Annotated in this window: 19 protein-coding genes; 5 read left to right on the forward strand and 14 right to left on the reverse strand. The window is 56.0% G+C overall.

Features of this window, described 5'->3' with window-relative positions; all coding sequences use genetic code 11:
• Positions 1 to 39: 39 nt before the first annotated feature.
• Genes C4520_00320 through C4520_00335 form a run of 4 tightly spaced genes read right to left on the reverse strand, consistent with a single transcriptional unit; the run spans position 40 to position 2,751 of the window.
• Entirely contained in the window at positions 40 to 1,116 is a 1,077-nt protein-coding gene (locus tag C4520_00320) for an alcohol dehydrogenase (protein ID RJP26723.1), read from the reverse strand.
• On the reverse strand, positions 1,113 to 1,406 hold the full coding sequence (locus C4520_00325; protein ID RJP26724.1) for a 4Fe-4S dicluster domain-containing protein: 294 nt from the start codon (positions 1,404 to 1,406) through the stop codon (positions 1,113 to 1,115). Before C4520_00325 ends, C4520_00320 begins: the two co-directional genes overlap by 4 nt.
• Positions 1,403 to 1,963 carry a Rieske (2Fe-2S) protein gene (locus tag C4520_00330; GenBank protein RJP26725.1) on the reverse strand — a complete coding sequence of 187 codons (561 nt, stop codon included), beginning with the start codon at positions 1,961 to 1,963 and terminating at the stop codon, positions 1,403 to 1,405. Before C4520_00330 ends, C4520_00325 begins: the two co-directional genes overlap by 4 nt.
• A gap of 41 nt (positions 1,964 to 2,004) precedes the next feature.
• The gene (locus C4520_00335) at positions 2,005 to 2,751 is read right to left on the reverse strand and encodes a MerR family transcriptional regulator (GenBank protein ID RJP26726.1); all 747 of its coding nucleotides are present in this window, start codon (positions 2,749 to 2,751) and stop codon (positions 2,005 to 2,007) included.
• 437 nt (positions 2,752 to 3,188) lie between these two features.
• On the opposite strand from C4520_00335, the gene C4520_00340 reads away from it, so the two are divergent.
• From C4520_00340 to C4520_00360, 5 genes are all read left to right on the forward strand, one after another.
• Entirely contained in the window at positions 3,189 to 4,160 is a 972-nt protein-coding gene (locus C4520_00340; protein RJP26727.1) for a DMT family transporter, read from the forward strand.
• A gap of 95 nt (positions 4,161 to 4,255) precedes the next feature.
• Positions 4,256 to 5,938 carry a dihydroxy-acid dehydratase gene (gene ilvD / locus C4520_00345; GenBank protein RJP26747.1) on the forward strand — a complete coding sequence of 561 codons (1,683 nt, stop codon included), beginning with the start codon at positions 4,256 to 4,258 and terminating at the stop codon, positions 5,936 to 5,938.
• Positions 5,939 to 5,955: 17 nt separating this feature from the next.
• The gene (locus C4520_00350) at positions 5,956 to 6,855 is read left to right on the forward strand and encodes a carbohydrate kinase family protein (protein ID RJP26728.1); all 900 of its coding nucleotides are present in this window, start codon (positions 5,956 to 5,958) and stop codon (positions 6,853 to 6,855) included.
• 162 nt (positions 6,856 to 7,017) lie between these two features.
• Entirely contained in the window at positions 7,018 to 7,857 is an 840-nt protein-coding gene (locus C4520_00355) for a class II fructose-bisphosphate aldolase (GenBank protein RJP26729.1), read from the forward strand.
• Between the two features lie 20 nt (positions 7,858 to 7,877).
• Complete coding sequence (locus C4520_00360) at positions 7,878 to 8,084, forward strand: DUF2892 domain-containing protein (GenBank protein RJP26730.1); 207 nt, start codon at positions 7,878 to 7,880, stop codon at positions 8,082 to 8,084.
• A 48-nt stretch (positions 8,085 to 8,132) separates the two neighbouring features.
• On the opposite strand, the gene C4520_00365 is transcribed toward C4520_00360, so the two are convergent.
• The 10 genes from C4520_00365 to mgtE all read right to left on the reverse strand — a co-directional run bounded on the left by C4520_00365 (position 8,133) and on the right by mgtE (position 18,430).
• Positions 8,133 to 8,807, reverse strand: a complete 675-nt coding sequence (locus C4520_00365) for a hypothetical protein (protein RJP26731.1) — start codon at positions 8,805 to 8,807, stop codon at positions 8,133 to 8,135.
• Positions 8,808 to 9,238: 431 nt separating this feature from the next.
• Positions 9,239 to 10,363 carry an NADH:flavin oxidoreductase gene (locus tag C4520_00370; GenBank protein ID RJP26732.1) on the reverse strand — a complete coding sequence of 375 codons (1,125 nt, stop codon included), beginning with the start codon at positions 10,361 to 10,363 and terminating at the stop codon, positions 9,239 to 9,241.
• A gap of 70 nt (positions 10,364 to 10,433) precedes the next feature.
• On the reverse strand, positions 10,434 to 11,420 hold the full coding sequence (locus C4520_00375) for an electron transfer flavoprotein subunit alpha/FixB family protein (GenBank protein ID RJP26733.1): 987 nt from the start codon (positions 11,418 to 11,420) through the stop codon (positions 10,434 to 10,436).
• Between the two features lie 45 nt (positions 11,421 to 11,465).
• On the reverse strand, positions 11,466 to 12,251 hold the full coding sequence (locus tag C4520_00380; protein RJP26734.1) for an electron transfer flavoprotein beta subunit/FixA family protein: 786 nt from the start codon (positions 12,249 to 12,251) through the stop codon (positions 11,466 to 11,468).
• A gap of 44 nt (positions 12,252 to 12,295) precedes the next feature.
• Entirely contained in the window at positions 12,296 to 13,069 is a 774-nt protein-coding gene (locus C4520_00385; protein RJP26748.1) for an enoyl-CoA hydratase, read from the reverse strand.
• A 106-nt stretch (positions 13,070 to 13,175) separates the two neighbouring features.
• The gene (locus tag C4520_00390; GenBank protein ID RJP26735.1) at positions 13,176 to 13,421 is read right to left on the reverse strand and encodes a hypothetical protein; all 246 of its coding nucleotides are present in this window, start codon (positions 13,419 to 13,421) and stop codon (positions 13,176 to 13,178) included.
• 123 nt (positions 13,422 to 13,544) lie between these two features.
• Positions 13,545 to 13,922, reverse strand: a complete 378-nt coding sequence (acpS, locus tag C4520_00395; GenBank protein RJP26736.1) for a holo-[acyl-carrier-protein] synthase — start codon at positions 13,920 to 13,922, stop codon at positions 13,545 to 13,547.
• A gap of 42 nt (positions 13,923 to 13,964) precedes the next feature.
• On the reverse strand, positions 13,965 to 14,372 hold the full coding sequence (locus C4520_00400; protein RJP26737.1) for a pyridoxamine 5'-phosphate oxidase family protein: 408 nt from the start codon (positions 14,370 to 14,372) through the stop codon (positions 13,965 to 13,967).
• 177 nt (positions 14,373 to 14,549) lie between these two features.
• Complete coding sequence (locus tag C4520_00405; GenBank protein RJP26738.1) at positions 14,550 to 16,925, reverse strand: hypothetical protein; 2,376 nt, start codon at positions 16,923 to 16,925, stop codon at positions 14,550 to 14,552.
• Positions 16,926 to 17,047: 122 nt separating this feature from the next.
• Positions 17,048 to 18,430, reverse strand: coding sequence for a magnesium transporter (gene mgtE, locus C4520_00410; GenBank protein ID RJP26739.1), 1,383 nt, complete (start codon positions 18,428 to 18,430; stop codon positions 17,048 to 17,050).
• Between the last annotated feature and the right edge of the window lie 409 nt (positions 18,431 to 18,839).

The following is an 18,839-nucleotide window of genomic DNA, read 5'->3' on the forward strand; positions in this document are numbered from 1 at the left end:
TACCCAATGCTTCGGCCGCATCCCCGGGCGACCAACCGATCAAGGCGTCAAGGCAATCTTGATCACATCATCCGAACGTTTCTGGAACATCTCGTAACCCTTGACTCCCTCCTCCAATGACATCCTGTGTGTAATCAGGGGGGTCGCGTCCAGCAGGCCTGCTTCTATTAGCCTGAGGAGCCGGTCCATGTGAACCACATTGACAAGCCCCATGCTGACCCCGATGTTCTTGATCGAGAGCTGCGGCATCATGAGTTCCTGCGGATCCTCGAAAATGCCGATGATCGACACGTTGCCGCCGGGTCTGACAGCCTGGAAACAGGCGTCAAAGGTCGATTTTATCCCCACGGCTTCGATTACAACATCGGCGCCGCATCGGCTTTTCACCTGCTCCAGGATATCACGCGGGGCGCCTCCCGTTAGTTCCTGTATCTCATGAATAACATCCTTTTTGCCCGGGTCGATTGTATGCGTGGCTCCAAGGGCTCTGGCCACTTTGAGACGGCCGGGAATGGGGTCGACCGCGATCAATTTTGCGGGGCTGAATAAAGTCGCGCATGCAATCGCGCAGAGGCCTACCGGCCCGGCTCCGAAGACAACGACGCTGTCGCCCGGACAGATTTTCCCGTTAATGACGCCGAAATATCCGGTCGAAAGGATGTCTCCCACCAGCAACACTTGCTCGTCCGACAGCGAAGGTGGAATCTTGTGCATCCCAAGTTGGGCGTAAGGCACGCGAATATACTCGGCTTGCGCTCCGTCGAAGTTTCCAAGGAAAGGACCACAGCCAAAAACGCCTCCTTTTTTGCATTTGGCCGCCAGCCCTTTTTGGCACATCTCGCACTTGCCGCACTGCACTGTGCACGCGACCGCCACGCGGTCACCGGGGGCAAATCCGTCAATGCCCTCGCCGCATTCTTCCACCACACCCACAAATTCGTGGCCGAGGATAGTGCCCGGCATCATCGGAGCGGCGCCGTGAATCATGTGAATGTCGCTCCCGCATATGCTGGACAGAGTTACTTTTACAATGGCGTCATCGGGATGCTCGATTGAGGGTTTTTCGACATCTGCGACGGCGACTTGATTGATTTCTTCAAAGATGATCGCCTTCATGGCTCTCCGTCACTCAAAGGAACCATAGTGATGGCATTCCATGGACATCCTTCAATATAGGCGCCGAGAGGTCCGCGCGTGACACAGTTGCGGCATCCGATGCATTTTTCCGGGTTGACCCGCATCCTTTTGAAGAGGAAGCTGCTGTCATCATCCACAAGTTCGAGAGCTCCGTCGGTCGGACAGAACATGGCGCAAACGGGAGAGCCCGCACATCCCGTGCACAAATCACCGATACAAGCAACCTGACGTCTCCGCGCCACGACCGGTCGTCCTCCGGCAACAATCATACCTTAATGAATACTTCCTGCTTTTCAAATTCTTCAATTGTGAAAATCTGACTCGTGTCGACAACGAGATTGCCGCGGGTATTCTGAGAAATTTTCAGCCGGTCGAGCGGACGAGGAGCGGGTCCGGCGAAATTGACGCCGTTTGAATAAAACTGGCTTCCATGGCAGGGACATTTGTAGATGCCGAGACCGGGAAACCAGTTGACCGTACATCCCAGATGCGTGCAGCGCGCAAAGAGCGCATAGATGCGTGAGGCCTCGCGAATAACAAAAAACCGTTGCTCCGTCTTCCACCGCGGTTCCACGAAAACGACGCCGTACGCGTCGGGATCGGCGCCTGACGAAAAATTATCTATAGTGCCGATTTCAAATATGCTCGGGGGATGGAATACTACGGTGGGAGAAAAGAAACGAACGGTCTGGATGGCGCCCGCACCGGAAAGAGCAAAAAGCGAGCCCCAACCGATAACCGAAAGGCTCTTGTGCAAGAGTTCGCGCCTGCTGAGCCCTTCTGACATCGCTCTCACTTTATCACCAGCAGTTGAGCCGGCTTCCATAACCACTCATCTCCTTGACGGCCAAAGCGCGAGTCTAAGCTCTATAGCTGTCGTTGAGGGTCGAGCTCGCGGCCGATTTTTAAAATCATCCGTTTGCGAAGCAAGCCGATTAGGGTGTTGAGCAGATTGATGCCGTTCTCCGCCATATTCACCATCTCATCGGGAGACATCCTGCCGGTTACCGTTTTCGAAAAGAACCGCACTTCCTGCCGCGCGAGAACCTCGATCAGGTCGACATATATCTTGATGAACTCGGAATTGAATCCCGCTTCCTCCGTGTAACCGGCATCGCGTAGCTTCCTCAGAATCTCGATAATCCTTACCGAATCCTCGTCAAAGCGGCCATCCAATTTGCGCCAGATGATGCCCACCCGCTCCATCTCCAGCACCTCTTCCTTCGAGACACCCGTCAGCTCACACAGAGCTTTCAGGTCGGGTGGATCAAACTTTGGCAGGGTGGAGATATTCTTGAAAAGCCTTCCCTCGAGTTCCAGAATCGTCTTGATTTCCTGAGTGTCCATCGAGCTTTCGCCTTGCTCGAGAATTTGCTTGATGATGCTCAGGGGGAAGTAACGCTTCTCTTGCAGCTCACGAATCAATCGGATACGCTGCACATAGCTCTGGTCGTAGTAGGCCATGTTGCGATGCGTCTTGAGCGGCCTCGGAAGGAGGCCTTCGTTGATATAATACCGAATGGTGCCGGGCGGTACGCCGGTAAGTCTGGAGAGCTCGTGCATCTTGAGGAGCTTCTGCTTGTGGGCTGGCTTATTTTTTGTGATCGGGGTCATGCTGCACGATCATTTACAAAGTAAACAGTATTACTGCGTACGTTGCCCATAAATTACCACATGGCAGTGGCTTTGTCAAGCACAAAATTTCGACTTCCGCCTCGAAAAAGGGCGCAACTTTCGGAAAATCAAGGACTTACTGATTAACATTTTTTTTATGAATCTAATTCACAATCGCCTTCCGGCGACCCCCAAATTGTGGGTCTGGTGCGGGAAGAGGAACTGCGTGAGAAGCACCTCGCGCACTGGGCCACCCATGATATCTTTGGCTCTCAAGCTGTATCGATCTCCGGCGCGCCTTTTTGGTAATTGCGAGTGTCAAGTTATAATCTCCCAGATGGCTTAACACTCCCCTGCTCGGCAAAAATATTCGACCGCTTCAGTCCCCGCAGTATGTTATAATCTCTCTGTTTTGAAGGAGGTTGTTCGTTCAAGGAATGCATACGCGATATCTTGAAATTGAGAGGCGGCAACGCCGGCTGCACGTGGCCGCGCTCGGGCAAATGTTGGTTGTGACGCTGCTGTGGTCTTCGTCATTCCCCATCCACAAGATTCTCCTGAATCAAGGAATGCCTCCTCTGACGCTGGCAGGATATCGGTACTTTGCGGCAGCACTCGTCCTGGCGGCCGCTCTCTGGCTGAACAGCGGCAATGGATGGCTTCGGCAGAAAGAGAATGAAGTGGCTGGCGCAGAATCCTCCCTTTCTCTTTTGGCTGTCCTTGCTGCCGTCGGGCTCTTCATGTATGGAGCCCAGGGCATCCACATGATTGCGCTTTCGATTTTGACTGCGTCCGATTCCGGTCTGGTGAGCATGACGTGGGCGCCGATTGCGGTCGTCCTTTTTACTCTTGCGCTGGAAAGACGGCTCCCGCGTCCGGTCCAGCTCAGCGGGTTGGCTCTTGTTCTCCTCGGGCTGTATTCATACTTCCCGCTGCGCTTGCAGAGCGTGCGCCTTCTCGGAATCGGACTCAATGTCATCTCTTCTTCAACATGGGCGCTCGCCGTCATTCTTACGCATCGCACCCTGAGCCATACTCGTGTCTCTTCACTCAGGCTGACGGCTGTATCCATGCTCGCGGGAAGCTCGCTTCTTCTGATCGCGGCGCTGGCTCATGACGGCGCCTACATCCCGACCATATGGCAAGCGATGTGGCTCGCGTATCTGGCAACGGTAAATACCGCGTTCGGTTTTGCGCTTTACAACCACACCATGAGGGTGCTCGGCCCATTCGAGTTAATTGTTTTCCAGGATTCGATGATCATCCAGATCGGCATCTTTTCGGCGGTTTTCCTCGGGGAAATGATAACGCCGGCGATGGCGCTCGGCATGTTCTTTGTAACGATTGGAATCGCGGTCGTACAGATTTTTGCGCCGGGCGCCCGAGCGGCGGCACGCCTTGACGAGTGAAATTTTCATGCAAATCCATCTCAGAGGTATTGGTTCTTCCACAGAAGAAAACAGGCATATTCGTTTCGGAGCAATTTGCGATGAAGGAGGTTGCGATGGAAGATAAGAAGACCAGCAGTCATATTTATACCGGTTCCGACCCGCTCAGTCGATTCCGAAGGGCGCTGCTCTACACGGTAGGCTTCACCAAGGAGCAGATGGACAAGCCGCTCATCGCCGTAGCCAACACATGGAATGAGATTCACCCAGGGCACATGCATCTGAGGCGGCTTGCGGAAAAGGTGAAGGAGGGCGTCCTGATGGCGGGCGGCATGCCGATGGAGTTCAACACCATCAGTCTGTGCGATGGGCTTGCCAACGGCCATGCCGGCATGCGCTACGTTTTGCCCAGCCGCGAGATAATTGCTGATTCGATCGAGCTCAACATTCACGCGCACGCCTTTGACGCGATGGTGCTGATCGGCTCGTGCGACAAAATCATTCCCGGCCTGTTGATGGCCGCGGCCCGGATTGATATTCCCGCCATCCTCGTTGCCGGCGGGCCGATGTTCCCCGGTCACTGGCCGCGCTTTGACCTGAATTTCTCGGTTTCCGCGATGCCGGAGGTGGCCGGACGCTGGGGGCGCGGCGAGTTTTCGGAAGAACAGCTTGAGGAAATGACCCGGTGCATCTATCCGTGCGCGGGTGCGTGCTGGGGAATGGGCACGGCCAACACAATGGCATGCCTGACAGAAGCGGTTGGATTGTCACTTCCGGGCGACGGGACCGCCCACGCCACTACTGCGAAGAAGGACCGCCTGGCGGTTGAGGCGGGCGTCCGCGTCATGGAGCTGTTGAAGGCAGGATTGACACCATCAAAGATTCTCACCGAAGCCGCGTTTGAGAACATGCTGCGAGTGAACATGGCGATTGGCGGCTCGCTCAATACGGTTCTGCATATCCCGGCAATTGCGCATGAGGCAGGCATTCATATTGACATGGACATGTTCGACGAGATGTCGCGCCGGACGCCGCACCTGTGCAACATTGAACCGTCCGGCCCGTATTTTCTATCCGATTTGGAGCGAGCGGGTGGAATCCCGGGCGTGATGAAGCGGCTCGAGGCGAGCCTGCAAAAAGGCGCCGTCACGGTGACCGGCAAAACAGTCGGCGAAAATCTGCAGCATGCGGAAGTCTTTGATGACGAAGTTATTCGTCCGCTTGACAGGCCGGTTCATCATTATGGCGGCATAGCGGTTCTCAAGGGAACTCTTGCGCCGCGCGGCGCAGTAATCAAACAGGTGGCCGTCTCTGAATCACTGTGGAAATTTGAGGGACCCGCTCACGTTTTTGATTCCGAGGAGGATGCTACCCAGGCGCTGCTTTCGGGCGGAATCAGCGCGGGAGATGTCATCATTATCCGCTACGAGGGCCCTCGCGGCGGCCCCGGCATGCGCGAGATGGCGCATTTCCGCGTGATGCTCGAGCTCAGCGGGCTGGGCGAGAAGGTGTACCTGATCACCGACGGCAGATATTCCGGCTACAGCAACGGCCCGTCCATCGGATATCTTTCGCCCGAGGCCGCCGATGGCGGGCCGATCGCGCTTGTGCGGACGGGCGACCGTATTTCAATTGACGTTGAGGCGCGCCGCCTCGATGTGCTTGTGAGCGAAGAAGAGATGGCTGAGCGGACAAAACAGTGGAAATCTCCCGCGCAGCGTGTGAGGAAGGGATATCTGGCCCGGTATGCCGCCTCGGCGCGCTCGGCCGCCGAAGGCGCAATTATTCCTAATCCATGAGTCATGGGGGTTAATGCATGCCAGTTGATGTTGTCGGAGTAGGGATCGCCTGTTCGGACGTAAATATCACCGTAACATCGATTCCAAAGATCGATGAGAACGTGCTCGTGCTGGATTACCGCAAGCATCTTGGCGGCACCGTCTCGACAGCGCTCGCGGCGCTGCAGCGGCTTGGAATGAGAACGAAATACATGGGAATGCTCGGAGATGACGAATACGGGCGCTTCACCTTGGAGGGAATGAAAGCCGAAGGCATCGACATGACCTCGGTGCGCCTGATCGAGGACGAACGCTCACCGTTCAGTTTTGTGATGGTTGACAGCCTTACCGGCCGGCGCTCGATCGCATTCTATCCGGGCTGCGCGTTCACCGTTCCCGCCGACGTCATCGACAGCGCGGCGATTCAATCGGCACGGTTGCTGCACGTTGATATTGCGAACCCGGCGGTTTTCGCTGCCTGCGAGATCGCAAAGAAAGCCGGCGTACCGGTGTCGCTCGACGCAAATGCGCTTTACCCGGGCCTCGAAGAATTGCTCCATATGACGAACATCTTCATCACCGCGCGCGAAATTACCTGCGGCCTGAGCGCAACTGAAGACCCGGTCGAGGCAGGCAGGTATCTGTTGAATGAATACAAACTTGATCTCGCGGTGGTGACACTCGGGGCGGAGGGAAGCGTCGCGGTTACGCACTCTGAAGTAGCACATGCAAAAGGCTTCCCGGTCGAGGTGGTCGATACGACCGGCGCCGGAGACGTTTTTCACGGCGCGTATCTGTATGGTCACATCAGCGGCTGGCCGATCAAGCGAACGCTTCAATTCGCCAACGCCGCCGGCGCAATCATGTGCGCCACCCAAACCGGCTGGACCGGTATTCCGACGCGGGAAGAAGTGGAGAAATTTTTGAAAATTCATTAACCATCAAGACGCCAAGAAGAATCGTCTCGCGCAAAGCCGCGACGGCGCAAAGCCCGCGATCAACACGGAGGAAAGAGAAAATATTTCCTGTCAATTGCTGATCATCATGCAGGATAGGCTTCATTCCAAAATCTAAAATCCAAAATTGCCAAGAGGTGAACGATGGCGCTGAGTTCGATGATTCCGCTTCTGAAGGCGGCTCAGAAGGAAGGATACGCAGTAGGCCAGTTTAACTTCCATAACATGGATGGTCTCATGGGTATTCTGCAGGCCGCCGGCAACAAGCATTCTCCGCTCATTCTCGGTCCGCTCTTTCTTCCGCCGCGGGCGATCATGGCGATGTTGCGGGAACTGGCAAATGAGGCGGCCGTCCCGGTGGCGGTCACACTCGATCATGGCCGCAGCCTCGATCAATGCCAGCAGTGCATCGATGCCGGCTATACGGATGTGATGTTGGATTCGTCGGCGCTCCCATTTGAGGAAAACGTGCGGGGGACGCGGGCGGTTGTCGAGGCGGCTCATAAGGCTGGCGTGGGTGTTGAAGGCGAAATAGGACACGTCGGCATGGGCGAGGATTATGGCGATATTTCGGGCGTCAAGGCAACGCTCACCAAGCCTGAGGAAGCCGCGCGTTATGTCGAGGAGACAGGTGTTGATGCGGTAGCCGTCGCGATCGGTTCCGCGCACGGCCACTACAAGGGCGAGCCGCACCTCTATTTCGAGCGGCTCTCGGAGATCCGGATGGCGTTAGAAACGCCGCTCGTCCTGCACGGCGGCTCGGGCATCAGCGACTCCGATTTTCGAGAATCCATCCGGCGCGGCATCAGCAAAGTGAACATCTACACGCATCTTGCCGATGCGGCGCTCGCGGCGACCCGGGCCCAGCTTGCTGATCCCGACCTCAAACATTTTTTCCAGCTCCAGTATGCAACGCAGGATGCCATCCGCTCCGTTGTCGAGCATTACATGGATGTCTTCGGGTCGACCGGAAGGGCATCATAGCACGGCAACGGAGAAGTCATATGTATCTCGAAAACTGGATCCGATTGATCGCCGGCTGCTTCATTTTGATCAGCTTGGCGCTCGGCCTGCTGGTGAGCCGCTACTGGTTCATCTTTACCGCATTTGTCGCGGCGAACCTGGCGCAATCCGCGTTGACCGGCTTTTGTCCGATGGAACTGTTACTCAAAAGACTCGGTATCAAAGCAAAAGGCCGGCTTGACTCTTAGGTGAGCCGGCCCCGCCCTTGCCAGTGATAAATGATTCCTCCGCATCCATCACGGAGCGATGCTGAATTCGACTTCATGATCTGAGAAGTACAGGACTCCGTTTCCGCCCCTTGTAAATTCCACGTCAACCCCGTAAGAGCGCCCCGGTTCAAGAATACTGCTGGGGACTATGTAATAGGTGGAACCGGGCGGCAAATAACCACTCTCAAAGTCACAGCCGCCATTATCCGATTCGACACTGACGTAGATGGCGTCGACCCCGGGCGGAGGACTGTTCCAGGTGACGACCAACGATGGCTCAGGCAATACCTGGCCGTCCGTGGGGCTCGTGATGGTGGGAACCGCAGGCATCAGGCTGTAATCGACTACAAAAGGATGATTAACGGTTAGTGCGCCCAACTTGATCGTGAGCTGATATGACCCGTTCGGGATGAGCTTGGTGAAGGCTGTCCATTCCTCGCCGCGGTCAAACTCAATTTCGTCGAATCCCGCGGTATTCTGCAAAATGGTCACCGGCGCCCCCAGCTTCGGATGCGTGAGCAAGAGGCTGGTGATGCCTTCTCCCTCTACACTTATGTTGATCCCGCCGTCATAAACCACCGAAACGCCCGACCGTTCCTTGTAAATCTCAACCCCCTCGCCGTAGAGCTGTGCAAAAACATTTGTTGCCGAAGACAATACCAACAGCATCATTCCCACTGCAACTGATAACCGCGTGCCCATTCTCAATCCTCCTTCAGTTTGTGCCGAACTCCTTGTCAAACCGCCATTCGGGATGCCTCCAGAACAATGGCAGTCATCGCCATTTTTCTGGAATTGACCACGTTCTTTTGAAAATCATTCAATTGCCTTGCGCGATGGACTATATCATCAGCAAGTTAATTTGTCAATTTGCAAGAAGAACTCGAAGACTGTATGAAATGAAGGCGCCGGAAGAGCCGGCGCCCTGCGGGTGGAGTTGAAGGAGTCAGACCGTGTGGAGGTCGGTCTGTCGTGATCCGTCTTTCGCGCGTGAAACTCAAAAGAAATTAACACTCGCGAGATCAGTTTATCACACAAAACGTTCTTCGACAATATACTGAAAGAGGGAAATTCACAGATATCTTTAACAAAAGAGGCGGCGGAAACGGGGAAAGGGGATTGTTCTGAAGAAGTTATCCTCTTTCCGCTGTCGCTGAAGCCGGCTTCTTCTTAAAACACTGCAAACCTCTTGAGGCGGTGAGGGCAAGGCAGCGGTTGCAGGAGACGCACTGAGCGGGGGCGCGGTCGCCCTCGAGCCAGCGCTTGACCAGGTGGGGCTCGCAAATCAGCGGCCGGCAAAGCGAGACCATAGCTGCTTTACCTTCGGCCACAATCGATTCAGCCGTTTCGACAGACCTGATTCCACCGACGGTGATGACGGGAACAGAAAGAGCGCCGGCGAACTGTTGCGCATACTGGAGAAAGTATGCTTCCGGCCGTTTCCGCGGTATCCCCTTTTGGATCGATTTTCCTTCTTCGAGAGTGGTATCCCAGATGCCGCCGCTGATCTCGATTGCATCCATTCCCATTTCGGACAATCTGCGCGCCACCCACATCGATTCATCGAGTTCGAGACCATCCTCGACAAAGTCCCTGCAATTAAGCTTGATAAGAACAGGATAGCCGGCGCCGACCGAGCGCCGTATCTCCTCGTAAGTCTCAAAGAGGATTCGTGCCCTCGCCGGTAAATCGCCACCGTACCCGTCGGTTCGCCTGTTTGAATTCCGGGCGAGAAACTGGTTGAGAAGGTATCCATGCGCGCAATGAATTTGGACCGCGTCAAAACCGGCCTTCTTCGCGCGAGCGGCCGCCGCGCCAAAATCGAGCACAAGCCTCTGTATTTCCGGTTGGGTCAGCTCGCGAGGAGTCGCGCCGAACTTTTTCGTCGGCACTGCCGAGGGACCCACCGGCGGGCCTTCGATCAACTCGGGAAAAGCTTGGCGCCCGCAATGCACGATTTGAGCGCAAACCAGCCCTCCGCTTTCATGGACCGCCTGTGTCAGCCGCGCAAAGCCTGCGATGTGTTCATCCGACCAGATGCCGAGCATTCCGGGACCGCCTATGCCATTGGGTTGGACGGCGGCATAGCCGACGACAATAAGGCCCAGGCTCCCCGCGCCGAGTTCTCCGTACAGCCGCGCCAGTTCATCCGTCGCCATTCCCTTAGCCGTGGCCAATCCTTCGTAAGTGGCTGAACGAATGAACCGGTTCGGCAACCGCAACTGGTTGATGTCGATCGGTTGAAGCACGTTGTACATTGACTTTCTCCTTGGACAGAAAACGGGGCCGGATCAGAGATGATCCGGCCCCGAAACGGCTCTTGGTGTCTTACTGCGCGAGCATGCTCTTGAATTCCCGGGTCATGATCGGGACGACCTTGAACAGGTCGCCGACGATGCCGTAGTTGGCCACCTTGAAAATCGGGGCCTCGGGGTCCTTATTGACGGCGACGATGACCTTCGAGGTCTTCATGCCGGCAAGGTGCTGGATCGATCCCGAGATACCGCAGGCGATGTACAGCGACGGGTTCACTACTTTTCCCGTCTGGCCGACCTGGTCATGATGGTCACGCCAGCCGGCATCGACTGCCGCGCGTGAGGCGCCGACCGCCGCCCCAAGAACATTCGCCAGTTCTTCGATGATTTTGAACTCGTCCGGGCCTTTCATGCCGCGCCCGCCGGCCACGATCACATTGGCCTCGGTCAGTTCTATTTTTCCGCCCGCGCTCTTAACGACATCGCGCACGATTGTCCGGATATCCGAGTCCGAGAGCGCAACCGGCGCCTTCGCCACTTCCGGGCTGGCGCCCGCATCCAGTTCACCGGGCGGGAGCACGTTCGGCCGGATTGTAGCCATCTGCGGGTTGTCCCTGCAAAAGACTTTGATAACGGCTTTGGCCGAATAGACCGGGCGCGTGAATACCAGCTTTTTCTGGTCGTTGACTTCGACGCCGGTGCAGTCGGAAGCCAAACCGACACCCAGCTTCGCCGCGACGGTAGGCGCGAGATCTTTCCCGACCGCCGAATTCCCAAAAAGCAGGACCGACGGCTGATGCTGTTTGACAAGGTCTACGACCACTTTGGCATACGCATCGGGTGTATATGCCTTCAGCTTCGCGTCGTCGGCGAGGTACACCGTTTTCGCGCCCATTCCGGCAAGGTCTTTGGCAAGAGACTCGACACCGGAGCCAAGCAGCACAGCGGCCACGTTCTCGCCCAATTTCGCGCTGATCCCCTTGCCGGCATTAAGCATTTCATTGACGACTTTTATGATTTTGCCGTCGCGCAATTCAGCAAAAACCCATATTCCGCTCATCTTTTCTTCTCCTTACGATCAGTATAAAAACCCGGCGGTTCATGTTCAGATTACTTTTGCCTCATTCCTGAGAAGCTTCACGACTTCTTTCGCCGCATCCTCGGGCTCTCCCGGGACAATGCGGCCGGCCGGCCTGTCCGGAGGCATCGACATGCTCACTACCTCAAGTTTCGCCCCCGCTTTTCCGACTTCGCCCGCGGAGGCATCGATATCGGCCGGTTTCTGCGCCGCAAGCGGTTTCTTCTTCGCCTGCATGATTCCCTTGAGCGAGGCGTAGCGCGGTTCGTTCAGCCCTTTTTGGCAGGTGATAACCGCCGGCAGAGGGACCTCGACGACTTCCGATCCGCCTTCGATCTCGCGATGTGCAACCGCTTTGCCGTCCTGCAGCTCGAGCTTGGTCACCACCGCAACGTGCGGAACACCCAACAGCTCGGCCACCCGGACGCCCACCTGATGATTATCATAATCTATGCCCTGCTTGCCGCACAGAAGCAGGTCGCATTCCATCTTTTTGACCGCCTTGGCCAGAGCGACCGCGGTCGCGTGCGCATCGCCGCCGAGAAAAGCGGGATCGTTCAGGTGGACCGCCTTGTCGGCGCCCATTGCCAGTCCGGTCCGCAGCGCTTCGGCCGCCTTGTCCCATCCGAGTGAAATAAGAGTCACTTCGCCGCCTTTTGCCTCTTTGATCCGTAGGGCTTCTTCAATGGCGAACTCGTCGTATGGATTGATAACGTACGTAACACCATCCGTGCTGATAGCCGTTTCACCAGGTTTCACTTGGACTTTTGTTTCCGTGTCCGGAACCTGTTTCACCAAGACAACGATTTTCATGAGCATCCTCCTTTATGCTTTACTGCACGCGGAAAGCCTGGTTTTCACCTATCCAGAAAATTTGCCTTGCGCTTCTCCAGGAAAGCGCGGAGACCTTCCTTCTTATCAGCGGTCTCGCAGATTTCACCAAAAATATTTGCCTCGAGCGCCAGCCCGTCCGCCAGAGGCACGTCCAGCCCGCCGCCAATCGCCCGAAGAGCCGCCCCAATTGCGGGCATGCTTTTCGAGGCGATTTTTTCCGCCAGTTTCCGCACACTCTCCTCGAGTTCCGCGGCCGGCGCCACTGCATTCACGAGTCCCAACCGCAACGCTTCCTCGGCCGATATCATGTCGCCGGTAAGAATCAACTCGGTTGCTCTGCTCGGACCAATGATTCGCGCGAGCCGCTGCGTGCCGCCAAACCCTGGAATGATTCCCAGATTGATTTCCGGCTGTCCGAACTTGGCGACATCGGCCGCAATGCGAATATGACACGCCATCGCCAGCTCACAGCCGCCGCCAAGCGCCATCCCGTTCACCGCGCAGATCACCGGCTTCGCAAGCTGTTCGATCTTGTCCAATACCCGCTGCCCGTTAACGGCGAGCGCCTCGCCCTCGGCGGCATTTTGAATCTTATCCAATTGATTGATATCGGCGCCGGCTATAAAAAAACGACCCTGCCCGGTGATGATCACAACTTTTACCGACGGATCGTTCGCGATCGAGTCGATTGCATTACTGATATCGGAAAGGACGGGACCACTAAGCGCGTTCGCGGGCGGGTGATCAACAGTGAGCTTCGCTATCTTGTTCTCGACGTTCAGGTGGACAAATTTCAATTCGTTCACGACGCCTCCGCTCTTCTTTGAGTTCTCCAGTCGGTTCTAATAGAACCTTGGCCTCTGCCGATGCCGGCGTGTCCGCGACATGACTCGAAAAACACCTTCAGTTCCTCCGCCCAACCACCATCGAATCGATCGCGGAGCATTTCCTTAAGATGTTGATCTCCTCAACCGGATCGCACACCGACAGAGCGAATTCATCAACGCGCTGCTCGGTTAACTTGTTCCATATCCGCGGCCGCAAAGGCGAAACTTCAACGTATTCGTGGCGGGCCTTGCGGTCGTTCACAAAGGGGTGCCCTCGCGCGCCTCTTTCAAGCTCGGGAAAAAGACGCAAACAGTGCGCCACGTGAACCTCTGCCCTCGAAAGCAGATGACGCCCTTGCCACCGAAGCAACAGGGTGAGCCGGCGGCAAGGCTGATTATATAAACTCCGTTAGTCGTTGTCAAGTGATTTTGTCTGTCCGGCCAGTCAAGAAATAATCGCGTGGGCTATGGCTTGTTCCCTTGAATGGGAAAGGGAAAGAAGAATCTTTTTGCCTCCCAGAGCATCGTATATCTTCGCGGCTCCGCCATACAGCCTGACCTTGGGAGGACCTGCCGCAGCGGGTGCAACTTCAATGTCGCGCATTCTGACGCCTCTACTCAAGCCGGTTCCCAACGCCTTGGCCACCGCTTCTTTGGCGGCGAACCTGGCGGCAAAATGCATGGCCGGCCGCGCCTTCTTCATGCAGAAGTCGATCTCCTCTTGCGTGTACACCCTTTCGAGAAACTTCTCCTTCTGCCGCGCGATTGCCCGCTCGATCCGTTCTATTTCAATGATATCTATGCCGTTGCCAAGCACTGTCATATCAATAACTTGTATCGCAACAGAGGCGCCATTCCTGAAAGCCTAGCAAATCCTTTTCCCCGGCAGGGGCGGACAGGCCGTGAACACGGAGTCAACGCGGATAGTCCCGATGCCGCGCGGCCCGGAATACGCATTATACTTCAAGAGCGGGTGCGAGGCGAACATCTCGAACATCGGGCCGGAGGTCTGGAACTCCTCGAAGGTGCCTTTCACCTGATAGGCCACCCCGTCCTTGGTGAGAACGGACACGGCGACCTTCCTGTTAGCAAGAAGGTTGTGCTTTGTTTTGTTCATCATGATATCGACGAACACCAGCATCTCATCTCCGAACGGCATGACCGAGAGGATGGGCACGACGTTCGGCATCCCGTCCCCATCCACGGTAGCCATGAATTTCGCCGCTTCGGTGTCCGCGAATTTCTCGATTACGGGCGCAGGCATCTTTGCCATCTCGATTTCTCCCAATTAGACAAGAAATATCATATTCACCGGGAAGTTCAGAATATCAACTAAAGAACTAACCACCAAGTCACTAAGACACCAAGAAGAATTCATTCACACAAAGCGTCGATTACCTTTTTTCTTGCCTTTGTGTCTTGGTGCCTTGGTGGTTGATTTTGTCTTAAATCATATGTTCCCGTGCGATGTTCGTGCGATAATTTCGTCCTGCATCCCTCGCCCGAGCGTGACAAAGTATGCGTTATAACCGGTGACGCGCACCAGCAGATTACTGTATTTCTGCGGGTCGGCCTGCGCCGCCAAAAGAGTTTCCTTGTCAATCACGTTGATTTGGATCGAAGTACCGCCAAGGTCCTCGTAAGCGCGCAACAGCGCAGCGAGGCGGTCGAGCTGAGCTTCGCCAGCGAGTACTGAAGGATTTAATGTGATTGTGTATGAGGCGCCGCGCGGGTTGACGTCGAAGCCGTAGCGGGTGACGGATTTGATGGCGGCCGTTGGCCCGAGCATATCGCGTCCCTGTACCGGCGCCACGGCGTTGGAGAGGTGCTCGCCCTTATGACGGCCATCGGGCGTTGCGGCGGTGTGCTCGGCAAACGAAATGAAATAATTCCAGGAAAGATAACCGGCTGTATAGCGCCTGCCGGTGGCTGGCGACGCGTGTTTGGCGGTTTCCTCCGACCAGAACCGTGAAAGCTCGCGCCCAATGGCATCTACATAGTCATCATCGTTCCCGAATTTGGGCGCGCGGTTGATCAGCATCTGCCGGACTGATTCGTAGCCCGCGAAATCAGCCTTCAGCGCGGCGACCAGATCGGCCATCGGGAGAAGCCTCTCATCAAATGCCAGTTTCTTGACTGCGGCGACGGAATCCGCCAGCGTCGAGATGCTGCACCCCTCGATGGTGATGAAGTTGTATTTGGCGCCGCCGGCGCGAACGTCTTTCCCGTTCTCCATGCAGCCGCCGATATGGGAAGAGAGATATGGGACCGGCAGGAACCTCGCCCGCTGGGCGTCCCACGCGTTATACACTTGAATCGTCTGCAGGAGGATATCCTTCAGTTGCCTCTTCACGGCTTCGAGGAACTGCTCGTATGTGTCAAAAGAGACAGGATCGCCGGTTGCGCGTCCGATCTGATCGCCGGTGATCATGCATTTGCCATCATTCAGCGCCAACTCGACCGCCTTTGCGAGGTTGACGTTGACGTCAACCGTGCCGGAGAGATCGTTGCCGTGGGAAGTATTCTCGATGCAGCCGACAATGCCGTAATCGAGGGCCTCCTCTCGAGATATGCCCTCTTTTTCGAGCGCAAGGATACTCGTCTTGTCGAAGTTCAGGAGAAACGGCGCGCCCTGGGCGCTCGCGATCATTTCGCAAACGCGGCGCATCAGTCGTGGGGGCGTCCCCTTGTGCAGGCGGATCGAGCGTTTGGGCTCGAGCATATTCATCTCATCGATGACATCGAGCACGAGATAAGTTAATTCGTTGGTGACATCTTCACCATTTTTTCCGCAGCCGCCGAGTGTGATAAGTTGGCCGAACCCGGAATTAATGCCGTGGCGGCCCCCCAGGTAAAAGCGGTCATAGGCGTAATTATGCTTGATCCAGAAGCACTCGAGGATCTCCTTCGCCTGCTCGCGCGAGAGTTTGCCCGTTTCGACGTCGCGTTGATAATAGGGATAAAGGTATTGATCGAATCTGCCATATGAGAGGCCGGCGCCGGGATAGCTTTCAGCGATCATGTCGATCATATGAGTGAACCAGACCGACTGGAGGGCCTCGTAAAATCCCTCCGCGGGATAATAAGGCACGCGCTCGCAAATGCGAGAGATCTCGAGCAATTCCAATTTCCGTTCATATGCGCGCTCGCGCTCGGCCTGCTCGCGCGCAAGCTGAGCGTATCGCACGGAGAATTCGCGAACCGCATCGCAACATATGATCACCGCCCGATAAAACGCCCGACGCGAGTCGTCGCTTTCTTTAGACAGCCTTTGCCGGGCCTCCTCCTGGATTCCGGCAAAACCAATGTTCAGCACCTTCGGGAAATCCTGAATAATGTGCGAGGGTACCGGGCCGCAATTGCTGACGCCGTGACGGATCAGCCACTCCGTTTTTTGCGATTCGCGCCGGTCAATCTCAAGATATTCCTCGGTTTCCCGCTCGTTCAGACAATTGGAGAGAGCGGTATTGAAGCGGCCTCCCACGATCAACTCGCCTTCAAGGATGTCGACAGGAATCTGCCGCAACGCCTGCGCAAAGAACAGTGCCCGGCGCACGATGAGCGGCTCATCCCAGAAGTTAATTGGAAGGTTTACCGGCTGGGCCAGAGCGAGCAGGCTATTTTCCAAAGCCTTCATAAAGGGGACAACTTCCGGCACCACATAGTCCTCATGCCGGCGATACACGATATCATGCGGTGCGCCCGTAGTGTACGGGAGGACTTCATTCCGGAATGACCGGTTTTCCCAATCGAAATACTCGTCCCGCAGCCTCTTGATCCGGCCGCTCAATGCCGCCGAGGGTCCCCATATTTTCAGGTCAGTCATGGATTCGGTCCTCCGATCGGATACGATTTAAAAGCAGGCTGATGTCTGGAAGCCGGAAGCAGCCTCCTTGCTGGAAATTATACCAAAACCGTGCAGGTGATTTCATCCGCTGGGCAATACTCTCAGATACCCAACATCAGTTTGGCGAGGCCGAAGTAGATGAGCATGCCGGTTATATCGACGGAAGTCGCAAGAGCGGGGCTGGCCACAACAGCGGGATCGATCTTTGCCTTTGAGGCGAGAATCGGCAGCAATGCTCCGATTAGAGTGGCCGATATGACCTGCAGACCCAGTGCAAGCGCCACGACGGTGCTGATTTCGATGAGTGAGAAGCCGCCCGTGGTCGGACCGGGGGCAGGCGAGAAAAGGAAGACCCGGATGAGGGCAACCAATATGAGAGCCATGCTGAGCATCAGGCTCACGCGCAGCTCTTTCCAGACGACCTCGAAAATGTTGCCGGGACGTATCTGCCGCAGGGCGAGCGCTCGAACGACCACGGTCGCCGCCTGCGAGCCGGTATTGCCGCCGGTGCCGATCAGCATGGGCAGATAAAAGGCAAGGATGAAGACAGAGGTGAGCGTGTCCTCGAACATTTCCAGAACGGCGCCCGAAATAAGCCCGAGCAGGGCGAGCGTAACCGCCCAGAAGGCGCGCCGCCTGAAATGCGCAGTTGCGGGCACGGCCAGATAATTCTCGTCCTGCACCTCGCCCGTCAACCCCATGAATTTCTCGATGTCTTCGGTCTGCTCTTCGCGGATGATGTCCATGGCATCGTCATGAGTGACGATGCCTACGAGCGCGCCGCCGCCATTGATGATCGGGATTGCGAGCAGGTCGTACTTCTCAATTTTCCGCGCGACCTCTTCCTGATCCTCATCGAGGCGGGCCGAAATGACGTCGGAATGCATCACCTCGCCTACCCGTTTGAAGGAGCGAGCAAGAATAAGGTCTTTCAGCGATACGAAGCCGATAAGCCTTCTCTGATCGTCGACGACGTAAGCATAGTAAATGGTTTCCTTGTCGGGCGCCTCGAGCCGAAGCTTGCGGATGGCCTCCTCGACCGTCAGATCGGGTGAGAGGGTCGCATAATCGGAAGTCATCACCGCTCCTGCAGTGCCTTCCGGGTACGACGCAAGTTTTCTTATGTCCTCGCGTTCGACCTGCGCAATAGCCGGCATGATGATCTGCGTTTCGGCTTCCGGCATCCGTTTAATCAGGTCCACCCGCTCGTCGTGCGACATGTTGGAAATGAGTTCCACGAGCTCGGGACGCTGCAGCGAGGACGCCAACGCTAGCTGAATCTCGCTGTCAAGATAACTGAAGATTTCCGCCCGCGCACGCCGGTCCGCATACGACAGGATTTGATGGATTTCCTCGGTGGTAAGGCCGCTGAGGAATTCGGCGATAAAGGCAGGATGCGTTGCTCCGCAAAATTCGCGAAGGCTCTCAGCGTTCCCCTCGGCAAGCAGCTCGCGCAACTCGGGGACGAGCAAAACGTTTTTCATTATCCACCTCCGACAGGACCACCGCCTTGGCGGCCCGGAGGTGAGGAGGGCGCTCAGTCCACTATGGACGCGAGCAGAACACCGGGGTGAGCAGCCACGGCGGGAACCGGTCCGAAATGTGGCAAATCTGTACTCGGCAAGTATGCTCTCGGAAAAAGCTTACTACTGCCAGATTCCTCCATCTCGTACTCCATTACAGATAAAAACTTGATAAATACTGATCCCTTCATGATAAAAGCGTTGCCCACAGGGCAACGCGCATCAACAGAGGCTTTTCAACCCCTGATCCGTGTTCATTATAGTGAAATTCCAGCCGCCGGTCAAGCGGAAAATCGAGAAATCTCGCTCTCCGCTCTCTCCGATAATGTATAATTGATGTGACGCGGTGAGGGCCGCAAGCATCTCGTGT

Source organism: Candidatus Abyssobacteria bacterium SURF_5 (genome assembly GCA_003598085.1).
GTDB lineage: Bacteria > Abyssobacteria > SURF-5 > SURF-5 > SURF-5 > SURF-5.